The sequence below is a fragment of the Brachyspira intermedia PWS/A genome, from assembly GCF_000223215.1.
GTDB classification, from domain to species: Bacteria; Spirochaetota; Brachyspiria; order Brachyspirales; family Brachyspiraceae; genus Brachyspira; species Brachyspira intermedia.
The window spans coordinates 1-10,751 of sequence record NC_017243.1; the positions used below are offsets into that span (position 1 = coordinate 1).

Annotated in this window: 11 protein-coding genes; 5 read left to right on the top strand and 6 right to left on the bottom strand. The window is 27.6% G+C overall.

All coding sequences use genetic code 11. The features are described 5' to 3' along the window. The first annotated feature begins 62 nt into the window (after positions 1 to 62). The 3 genes from BINT_RS00005 to BINT_RS00015 all read left to right on the top strand — a co-directional run bounded on the left by BINT_RS00005 (position 63) and on the right by BINT_RS00015 (position 2,594). Positions 63 to 674, top strand: a complete 612-nt coding sequence (locus BINT_RS00005; protein ID WP_014486490.1) for an OmpA family protein — start codon at positions 63 to 65, stop codon at positions 672 to 674. Positions 675 to 694: 20 nt separating this feature from the next. After that, a complete protein-coding gene (locus BINT_RS00010; RefSeq protein WP_014486491.1) occupies positions 695 to 1,348 on the top strand; it encodes an OmpA family protein in 654 nt (217 codons plus the stop codon). 91 nt (positions 1,349 to 1,439) lie between these two features. After that, positions 1,440 to 2,594, top strand: coding sequence for a HEAT repeat domain-containing protein (locus BINT_RS00015; RefSeq protein ID WP_014486492.1), 1,155 nt, complete (start codon positions 1,440 to 1,442; stop codon positions 2,592 to 2,594). A 280-nt stretch (positions 2,595 to 2,874) separates the two neighbouring features. Here the strand turns inward: BINT_RS00015 and BINT_RS00020 are convergent, their stop codons facing one another. The 3 genes from BINT_RS00020 to BINT_RS00030 form a co-directional block, all read right to left on the bottom strand. Beyond that, on the bottom strand, positions 2,875 to 3,429 hold the full coding sequence (locus BINT_RS00020; RefSeq protein WP_041177111.1) for a DUF4145 domain-containing protein: 555 nt from the start codon (positions 3,427 to 3,429) through the stop codon (positions 2,875 to 2,877). 149 nt (positions 3,430 to 3,578) lie between these two features. Beyond that, the gene (locus tag BINT_RS00025; protein WP_014486494.1) at positions 3,579 to 4,175 is read right to left on the bottom strand and encodes an L-threonylcarbamoyladenylate synthase; all 597 of its coding nucleotides are present in this window, start codon (positions 4,173 to 4,175) and stop codon (positions 3,579 to 3,581) included. A 16-nt stretch (positions 4,176 to 4,191) separates the two neighbouring features. Continuing rightward, a complete protein-coding gene (locus BINT_RS00030) occupies positions 4,192 to 5,214 on the bottom strand; it encodes a GGDEF domain-containing response regulator (protein ID WP_014486495.1) in 1,023 nt (340 codons plus the stop codon). A 498-nt stretch (positions 5,215 to 5,712) separates the two neighbouring features. On the opposite strand from BINT_RS00030, the gene BINT_RS00035 reads away from it, so the two are divergent. Together BINT_RS00035 and BINT_RS00040 are read left to right on the top strand one after the other, a co-directional pair. Then, the gene (locus BINT_RS00035) at positions 5,713 to 6,588 is read left to right on the top strand and encodes a DMT family transporter (RefSeq protein ID WP_014486496.1); all 876 of its coding nucleotides are present in this window, start codon (positions 5,713 to 5,715) and stop codon (positions 6,586 to 6,588) included. A 70-nt stretch (positions 6,589 to 6,658) separates the two neighbouring features. Further along, positions 6,659 to 7,540 carry a VIT1/CCC1 transporter family protein gene (locus BINT_RS00040; protein WP_041177112.1) on the top strand — a complete coding sequence of 294 codons (882 nt, stop codon included), beginning with the start codon at positions 6,659 to 6,661 and terminating at the stop codon, positions 7,538 to 7,540. Here BINT_RS00040 and BINT_RS00045 read toward each other — a convergent pair whose 3' ends face one another. The 3 genes from BINT_RS00045 to BINT_RS00055 all read right to left on the bottom strand — a co-directional run bounded on the left by BINT_RS00045 (position 7,541) and on the right by BINT_RS00055 (position 10,643). Beyond that, positions 7,541 to 7,960 carry a hypothetical protein gene (locus tag BINT_RS00045; RefSeq protein WP_014486498.1) on the bottom strand — a complete coding sequence of 140 codons (420 nt, stop codon included), beginning with the start codon at positions 7,958 to 7,960 and terminating at the stop codon, positions 7,541 to 7,543. A 12-nt stretch (positions 7,961 to 7,972) separates the two neighbouring features. After that, the gene (locus tag BINT_RS00050) at positions 7,973 to 8,503 is read right to left on the bottom strand and encodes a hypothetical protein (RefSeq protein WP_014486499.1); all 531 of its coding nucleotides are present in this window, start codon (positions 8,501 to 8,503) and stop codon (positions 7,973 to 7,975) included. A gap of 550 nt (positions 8,504 to 9,053) precedes the next feature. Further along, positions 9,054 to 10,643, bottom strand: coding sequence for an arginine--tRNA ligase (locus BINT_RS00055; protein WP_014486500.1), 1,590 nt, complete (start codon positions 10,641 to 10,643; stop codon positions 9,054 to 9,056). Positions 10,644 to 10,751: the final 108 nt, after the last annotated feature.

Below are 10,751 nucleotides of genomic sequence, written 5' to 3' on the forward strand. Positions count from 1 at the left end.
TATTATGTTAATTATTTTTTAATGTAATAGTATACAAATATGATATTCAAGGAAATATAATTATGAAAAAAATATTTTTACTTATGTCAGTAGTTATCCTAGCAGCTGCATGTAAAAGTGCCCCTGTTGCTACTGGTCCAGAAGATAATAGCGGATTCAAAACAACTGAAGCAAATAATCAAAATGCTAAAGGCCTTAACCTTCCTGATGGAGCTAGCGTAAGAGAAACTCCAAGAGGAAAAGTATTAGTACTTCATGATCCTAAATCTAAAGCTGATGTTGGTAAGCCTGGTTCTACTTATGATGTAAAATTTGGTTTTGATAACACTATAGAAATAGGAACTTATAAAGAGGCTTATAATTTAGTTTATCAAATAATAAATAATAATCCTGGTGTAAGAATAATGGTAGAAGGAAATTCTAGTAAAGAAGGTCCTGCTCCTTATAATTATACTCTATCTCAAAGAAGATCTGATAAAAGCTTCAACTATATAATAAAATTAGGTGTAGAAAACAGCAAATTATTAAAAAATGCTTTCGGAGAGGCTTTGCCTGAATATCCTACTCTAAAAGAAAATAGAAGAAGCGAATTTATAATAATAATGACTGAAGATGATTTGAAAAAGTATAACGATTTTGCTAAAACTGTCGACATTAATAAAGAAACAAATTAATGTCGAGGTTTAAGCAAATAATGAAAAAAGTTTTATTGATTTTTAGTTTATTGATCTTTGTCATAGCATGTAAAAGTACGCCTACAAATACAACACCTGAAGATGTAGTAATAGCAGATGAGCCTCAAGCTGTAGAAGAAGAAAAACCTAAGCCTGAAGAAGTAGTAGCTGACACAAATACACAATCAGACACAGAAACATTGGCATCTGGTTCTGAAGAGCTTTATCTTCCTATGGATACTTCTATAAGAGATACTGAAAGAGGAAGAATATTAGAAACTACTCCAAAGGTAATATTCAAATTCGTAGAAACTAATATGCCTCCATATGTTGAAATGTCATTCAATCAGGTTGTAGAGTTTTTAGAAAAGAACCCTAATGTGAATATAGTTTTGGAAGCTCATACTAGCAACAGAGGAAAGGCTTATCCTTATAATTATAATCTTTCTGTTGTAAGAGCTAAAAACGGTAAGGCATACTTATTGGCTAAAGGAATACCTTCTGAAAGAGTTATAGAAAGTCCCCTTGGTGAAGCTCTTCCTGAATATCCTACTCAAAATGAACTTAGAAGATATGAGTTTGTTATAATAGCCAATGATCAAGACTTAGTAAAATATAATACTTACATTTCTAATTTGGATGTAAGAAGCGAAAGTACATATCAGGGAAATTGATTGTATTATAAAATAGCAAAAAACAAACCTCCTTTATTATTTATATTTTAAGGGAGGTTTTATTATAAACTTTAAGGAAAATTTTTATTTTATGAGAAATATTATTGTTTGCACTTTATTATTAACTATTCTAATTAATTTTAAAGCCTTTCCAGAAAGTCCTACTAATGAAGCTCCTACAGCTCCTACTGTTTCAACAAATACTTCAACTACAGAATCATCCGGACTTATCAATGCTGAATATGAAAAGGCTTTTAAATTTGGAACTCCTACTCAAAAAATAGCCACTATTGCCAAAATAAAAAGAACAAAAAATGAAGCTGATATTGCAATGCTTGCAAGTCATTATCCTGAAGAAAAAAATAACAGAGTAAAAAGCGAGATTATCAATTTCTTTAAACAAAATAAAAATGATAATGCAAAATCTATAATAGAATATGCCATTAAAGATGAAAATGACAGTGTAAGAAAAGATGCTTATTATCTATGTTCTATTTATCCTGACATTCAATATGAAGTTCCTATAATGTCAGAAATTACAAATGCTTCAGGGCTTGTATTAGACAGTATGGTAAATGCTTTGGGTGCTATAAAATCAGAGATGGCGGCAGATTATTTATTAGAGATATATACAAATAATACTGTTGGATCAAGTACTAAAGTTGAGATATTAAGATATTTCAGTATAACTAAAAACACTAAAGGTGAAAAGATTTGTCAGAATGCGGCTCAAAATGCTGGAGAACCTGCTTTAGTTAGATATATGGGTGTTGTTGCATTGGGTGCTTATCCTAGTGCTGAAAACTATGAGATACTTCAAAAACTTCTTGCTGAAGATTTACCTGAAATTACAGCAAGGGTTATTTATGTACTCCCAGAGTATAGTGCTTATGGAGATGTAAAAAAGGATGTAATAGAGGCTGCTAAAAATGATAGTGATTCTGTACGTATTTATGCTATTAAGGCTTTATCAAATTATAAATCTGAACCTGAAATAGAAGAGCTTCTAATTTACAGACTTAAAAATGATAATTCAGAAGCGATCACTATGGAAATACTTAATTTATATAAAGAATCAGCACCTACAGGAAATATGTATGAAGCTATAAAAACATTAGCCACTTCATCTGCCAGCGATAAAATAAAGAATCTTGCAAAATCTGTTATAGGAGAAGAAGGAACATCTTCAGATACAACCATAGAAGAATCTCTAACAGGTATAAAAAACGATTCTGCTGCTAATTAAAAGTTATATATATTTTTATTAGGCTTGCTGTTATATTATAATAGTAAGCCTTTTTTATTTTAAAAATTTACTCTGCCCGCCCACCCTCCCCTAACTTCATTTAAAATATTTATACTATACCCCGCACGCAGAACAAAATTTATAATATAGTTTAATTTACAATTATGATTTAAATTTATTATATAAGAGGCATTCACCGTGCGTAAATTAAAACAAAAAATTTAATGATGACTATTTAGATTCAAAGCAGTATTGATGAGGTTTATAAGAAAATTGATAGTTAAATATCATCATCTGTAAATTCATAATTATTTAACAATAAATGTTCTGTCAATTTAAAAACATTCTCCGCTGTTTCTTTTGTAATAGATTCTATTTGGTGATTGGCTTCATTTCCAACAATACGAATTTTATCTATTAGTGATTTTTGCTTTTTATGTATAAGATTTTCGTTATATAAAAAATTAATATAATATTTAAAAGTTTCTCCATTTTCAGCTCCATTATCCACAGATATATTCATTAAAATTTTTCTTAAAAGCATAACAGCACCTGTATATGCTTCTACTTGCATGCTTTTTCTAGCTTCATCATAAATATTTTTTATACCTGCTGGTAATTTTTTTATATCTCTACCATAAAGCGGTTTTACTAAATTATATCCATTAGGAAGTATTATATTTGGAGCATTACAATATGGACATATTAAAACAGAAGAATGTCCGTTATCAGATGAAATCCCCCTTTCAGAAGCAACATTATTTTCACAATTCCAACATACAAATCCTTTAGATACTATTTTATATGTTGAATGCCAAAAATCAAAATTTCTCATAATATTTATTTCCATTTATATTTTATTAAATTATGATATAACATATTTTATTATTTTCAACTATCGTTATTAGATTAAAATAAATATTGATGTGGTTTATAAGAAAATTGATAATTAAAAAATGCTAGACTTAATTTATATATATTGAATCATATATCCAAATGAACAGAGCCCTGACGAAGTACTTTATTTTCTAAGCAGTCATAAAGTGTGGAAGGCATTTTATTTTCTAATACTCCGGCATTAACTATTAAATCGGCTTTGTCTTTGTAAAGCTCTGCTAATTCATTGCCATCAAGTATAACACCGTAACCGCTCGGATTAGCTGAAGGAGCTACCAAAGGATTAGTGCCTTTTAATATAAGCTGCATATATTTATCATTCGGTATTCTTAAGGCTACAGTGTCTTTTAAATATGTGAATCTATTTTTTAACTCTTCTAAAAGAGGAACAATGAAAGTTAATTCTCCAGGTATATTCTTTTTTATTATATCAGGAACTTCTTTATTAGAAAATTTTTTTACGCTTTCTAAATCTTTTGATAATATTAAAAGAGGCTTATTCTTCTCTCTATCTTTTATAGTATATATTCTATTTATAGCATCAGTATTGAAAGCATCGGCAAGCATTCCATAAACCGTATCTGTTGGGGATACAACTATTCCGCCACCATTAATAACTTTTATAACCTCATTAGCTGCATACTCTATACTTTCAGAATTATTTTTATCGAGATTGATTATCATATAATGCCTTTAAATATTATTTCTTTATCAAAGTAGGATGTACAAATAAACTAGCAAATCCACGTCTTTTAGCATTATGAAGAGCTAATAATACAGGTGCTATTTCTTTCTCCATACCTTCTATATGATAATTCTTTTTATATGCTGTATACGATATTCCGGCTGATATTGTATACTTAATTATAATACCGTTATATTCAAGTTCATTCTTATCAACAAAGCTTCTTATCTCTTCTAACTTTTTATCATATAATCTTATATTCATTCTATTGAAGGCAACCATAAACTCATTATTATCAAATCTAGCTAAAATGTCTTCCCTTCTAGTTGTCCTTCTAAGAACCTCTGTGAATTTAAGCATTATTTCTTCGGCTGCAATTATTCCATACTCGCTTATAATACTATCAAGTCCGTCTATAGAAAAGCATGCAAGCACTATGGTTTCTTCATGCCTTACTGTTTCATAAAGAAGCCTTGAAAACTGTTCATAAAACTCTTTTTTATTCCAAAGACCTGTTTCCAAATCTACATTCAATATATCATCATATTTTTTCTGTGCATCTTTATACGACTGATAATTTCTATTAGAAACTTCTGTCATATCAGCTAAAGAATTCTGAAGATAATCTGCCTGTTTAATTAGCTTCTGATGTTCTACATATAATTTTCTATACTTTAAACAGCTATTAACCCTTACAACAAGCTCCATCTCATCAAAAGGTATAAATATAAGCCCATCAATTCCCAAATTTATAGCTTCCTCTATAAATTCCATTTTTCTATAAGGAGTACTTAAAAGAATTACAGGAGTTCCTTTGGTTGATTCCTGATTTTTGAAAGTATCAAGAAGCTGTAAACCTTGAGAGTCCCCAATATCAGCATCCAAAAGTATCAAATCTAATGTACTTTCATTGGAAATATTAACTGCCTGTGCTCTGGATTTAGTTGCTATAGGATTATAATGTCTTTCTCTTAATATATCGACAAACCTATCCAAAAGGTCTGCTCTATGCTCTACTACTAAAATATTCTCATTCATAATTAATTACGTCTTCAAAGTATATGATTCTTATATTAGAGTATCGTAAATTTACAAAATTTATTAAATAAAAAATAGAGTCATATTAATAATATAAATTAGAGTTATTAAAAGAATAAATACTGTTATTTTATATAGTTTTATGCCAATTTCAAATTAATACAACGCACGGTAAGCAGAATTTATATTATTAACTACACTATTATTTTTTAATTTTTATATAATCAAAAATACAACTATGCGTGCGGTAAGTTAATCAAAAAATAAATAAATCTTGGGCGGGTGCTATAAATTCTAATTAAGTAATAAAAAATTAAAAATTAAAATTGCAGATTGATGTTTAAAAGTATTGGGGGCGGGCATATGTAATTAAATTTTAAAATCTTATTCAACTACCCTACCCTTTTATATTTAATTTAGCTTTGAAAAAAAAATCTCATAAAACTACTGATATATAATCATTGATTTTTAGACTATTTTAATATAATATTAAATGCTATGATTAACGATTCAAATAATAATATAAAATTAGGTTCTTTATTTATAATATTTTCTGCACTTTCATTTAGTATAATGGAAATAGCGGTAAAAATTTCAGGCTCTAATATACCAGTAATGGAACAGGTTTTTGCCCGTAACTTTATAACATTATTTATAAGTGCCTTTGTTATGATTAAAGATAAAGAAAGACCTTTTCCAAATAAAAGCAATATTTTATCAATAGTATGCAGAAGTGTTTCAGGATATTTAGGTATTATATGCTATTTTTATGCTACTAATAATATGGTGCTTGCTGATGCTTCAGTACTTCAAAAAACCTCCCCTTTCTGGTCTAGTTTTTTTGCTTTTATTTTGATCAAAGAAAAGGTTTTAAAAATGCAATGGCTTGGAATGATTATTGCTGCAATAGGATCTATATTTATAATAAAGCCTACTATGAACTCAAATGTTTTTCCAGCTGTTATCGCTTTATCTGCTGCTATGTTTGCAGGTATTTCTTATGCTATAATAGGCTCTCTAAAAGGAAAAGAAAGCAACTCATTAATAATATTTTATTTTTCTTTATTTTCATGTATATTCTCATTATTCTTTGTGAAAAGTTTTGTAGTACCTAATTTGTTTGAAGTGTTATTACTTTTGCTTATAGGAATATTTGCAGGATTTGGACAATTCTTTTTAACTATAGCATATAAAAAAGCCCCTGTTTCTGCTGTAAGCATATATAATTATACTGGTGTAATATTCTCATATATTTTCAGTGTATTTTTATTTAAAGAAAGAGTAGATATTTATTCTGTAATAGGAATGCTGCTTACAATATTCGCTGCATTATTAGTTTACTTTTATAAAAATAAGATTTATATTAAAAATTAATTTATTACTATATACTATATTTTTATTATATATTATAATATAATAATAAAATATTTTATTGGAAATGAAAATGGATAATAATATTTCTAAAAGCACTATGAAACTTTTATTAGAAATGCAGCAAAATGAGGTTACTGAACATGCTGTTTATTTAAATCTTGTTAAGTTTGTAAAAAAAGAAGATGATAGAAAAGTATTGGAAAACATTGCAAAAGAAGAATATGCTCATTCAAAAATATTAGAAAAATACACAAATAAAAAATTAAAGCCTCAAAGATTAAAAGTATTAAAATATTTTATATTGAGTTTTATATTAGGATATACATTTGTAATAAAGATAATGGAAGGAGGGGAGAAGAACGCAGAGAATATATACTCAAAAATAGTGTCCGAAGTTCCTGATGCCAAAAAGATAGCTTTTGATGAAGATGAGCATGAAAACAAACTTATATCCATATTGGATGAAGACAGGCTTAAATATGCAGGTTCTATGGTTTTGGGATTGAGTGATGCTTTAGTTGAGATAAGCGGTACATTGGCAGGTTTAAGTTTCGCATTACAAAATAATAAATTAGTTGCATTATCAGGAATCATAACAGGAATATCAGCTACATTATCTATGGCTTCTTCTGAATATTTATCTGCTAAAGCCGAAGGTGATAAAAATGCTTTTAAATCATGTTCATACACAGGGATAATGTATTTAATAACTGTAACACTCTTAATATTGCCTTATCTTATTTTTCCAAGCAATCATTATCTATATGCTTTAATTACTATGCTTTGTATAGTTGTATTAATAATATTTTTCTTCACTTATTATATATCTGTTGCTAAGAGTTTACCTTTCAAAAAAAGATTTATTGAGATGGCTGGAATTAGTTTAACAGTTGCAGGAATAAGTTTTTTAATAGGGCTTTTAGTTAAGCAGTTTTTAGGTATAGATATTTAATCAGCTTACTATACTTTCTAGTTCATCTATAATATTTGATATTATTTCATTATATTCTTTGAACCAGCCGCTATTGGTAAGAGTATCCCAAGTGCTGAATTTTAAATCTTTAGTATCTCCGGTACTATTATTTATAAGTTTAGTATTAGAAAAGTTAACGATAAATTTATCATATTCCAAATGAAAATTTATATCAAAGCATAATGAATTATTATTTATTACATTATTAGATACAAAGAATAAATAAACAAGTCCATTATCATAGCTGCTGAATTTATTATTTCTGGCTTCATTTTTTACCCATTTAAGAATCTCTTTTCTTAAATCATTACCTTTTAATTTGGTAGATACAAATATTTTCTGTTCGGCTACAGCTATTGTATAAATACTTAGGAAAAAAATTAATATTATCTTTTTCATTTAAAGTTTATATTATAACTCTCTTATTGTAGATAAAATATTATTAATCTGTTTAAATTGTTTTTTATTATCATTTTTTATTAAAGCAACCATAACTTGATGATAATAATTCTCTGTTTCCAATGTATATAAAAGATAATGAACTAATGTATTTTCATAATATGAATCAAATTCTGTTATATACATTTCTTTGTTATTAACTTTAATTTTATTAGAATATATAATATTTTCTCCATTTATGCTATGCAGAATATTTGTATTATATTCTTCTAAACTAATATTATTTAAGTCTTCTTTAGATTTAGAGAACATTATAAAACATACACCGTTTTTATTATTTATAGCTTCTAAATTAGAATTCTCATTCAGCTCATTTTTTACTTTAGATAATTTCCATTCATTATTAAATATCAAAGCAAATTTTCCGTCATAACTTTTGATAAAAAATTCGCCTTTGCCGTTTCTTCTTTTTAATACTATTAAAGCTGCTGATACTGTGATTATTGTACTGCTTAAAATGATTAGAGGAAGTTTTTTACCCATAGCGATCACCCCTATATTTTATTCATAATAATAGGCTATAATATTTTAGTTAAAAAATCAAGGAATTGTATAAAATTATTTACTTTTATTTATTAAAAAATATTATAATAAACGCACGGTGTAAAGACTGTAACATTTAATTTTACTTTAATCATAAATCAAATAACAATTATAATAGCATTAATCGTGCGGTATATAAACAATAAATTTAAATAAAACTTGGGTGGGTGTTATAATGACTGAAAAAGTTTTTAAAGAAAAATATCATAAAAATAACTTAAAAAATTAAAAAGCATAAAGGGTGGGGTAGTGATAATAAAGTTTTAAAACTTAATTACATTTGCCCGCCCTTTATACTTATAGTTCTATTATTAATATTAACTTTAATTTATCTTAATAATCTAATTAGAATTTATTAGCTGCCCACCCAGGTATTTTTTATATTTAAAGCGAATATACACGCACGTAGAATAAAATTTAGAATTATAATTTAAACTATAAATAATAGTTTTACTAACCGTGCGTTAGGAAAAATAATTTTAAATTAAAATTATTCTTCAGACCACATTCTCTCTACTTTAGATATTCCTATTATGTCGAAGCATAAACCAAGTATTTTTTTAACCGCTTTAATAAGAGTTAGTCTTTCCTGCCTTATCTCTGCATTTTCTTCTAGTACAATATTATCATAATAGAATCTATGCAATGCACCAGCTATCTCATAAGTATAATTAATTAGAGTATAAACTTCTAAAGATTTAGCAGCCTCATATATTTCATCAGGGAATCTTAATATTATTTTAGCTAGTTTTAAAGAACTTTCATTAGCAATTTTTGAAATATCAAAAGCCTTATTATCATCATAAGACATATTTTTTTCTTCCAGCTTGAAGAATATATTACAAATTCTAGCATAAGCATATTGAACATAATAAACAGGATTATCATTGTCTTTTTTCTTAGCAAGCTCTAAATCAAAATCTAATGAACTAGAATATGAACGCATAAGTAAGAAGTATCTTGTAGGATCAACGCCTATTTCATCAATAACATCTTCAAGACTAATCATATCCCCAGTTCTTTTGCTCATTCTTACAAGTTCATTTCCCCTATAAAGACGAACTAACTGACCAAGTATAACCTTCAAAGAAGCTGTATCTTTACTAACAGCCCTAACAGCAGCAGTGATTCTAGGTACATAACCATGATGATCAGCACCTAATATATCTATTAAATAATGATATCCCCTGTCGATTTTATTTTTATGATATGTAATGTCCGGAGCGAAGTAGGTATATGTACCATTGCTTTTTTTGACAACTCTGTCTTTATCATCGCCGTATTTAGTACTTTTAAACCAAACAGCATTATCCTCTTCAAATAAAAGTCCTTCCTTATCAAGAAAGTCCATAGTTTTTTCTAACTCTCCGCCCTCACGTATCTTTAATTCGGAAGCATAATTGTCCATATGAGTGCCGAATCTTTCTAATAGTTTTTTCTGACTTTCTAGTATAATATCTTTAGGTACTCCGTCTTGTTTGGCAACATCTTTTATATATTCGCCATGATAACCATCTTCAGGAATCTCTCTGCCTTCTTTAACAGCCTTAACGCTTTCGTTTAATTTAGTTATCTGTTCTCCTGCATCATTAACATAAAACTCTTGATAAACTTCATGCCCTGCATATTTAAGTATATTAGATAATGCACTTCCAATAGCAGCCCATCTTCCATGCCCTATATGAAGAGGTCCTGTAGGATTCGCACTAACATATTCTACTAATATTTTCTTTTTATCTTCAACTGTGTTTTTACCATAATCATCATTGCTTATAAGATCATTTATACATTCATTTATATAATTATATGATAATGTTAAATTGATGAATCCGGGTTTTGCAACTTCTATCTTGTCAAAATATTTTTTATCTATTTTCTCTGTTATAGAGTTTGCTATTTCAAGCGGGTTTTTCTTTAAAACTTTAGCAAGCCTCATAGCAACAGGACAAGCATAATCGCCGAACTTATCATCTACTGCATATCCTATTTCTATATAAGATTCTATATCTTTTACATCAGTATCTTTTAAATATTCTTTTAAAGCTTCTTTTAGGATATTTGAGATAATTTTTTTAAGCATATGCTCTCCGTAAAAATTAAAAATATTTTTTAGATATAAAGTATATCAAAGATTATAACTTCTGCAAGTACAATTTCAAAGGTATTTACAAATTATTTTGATCACCAT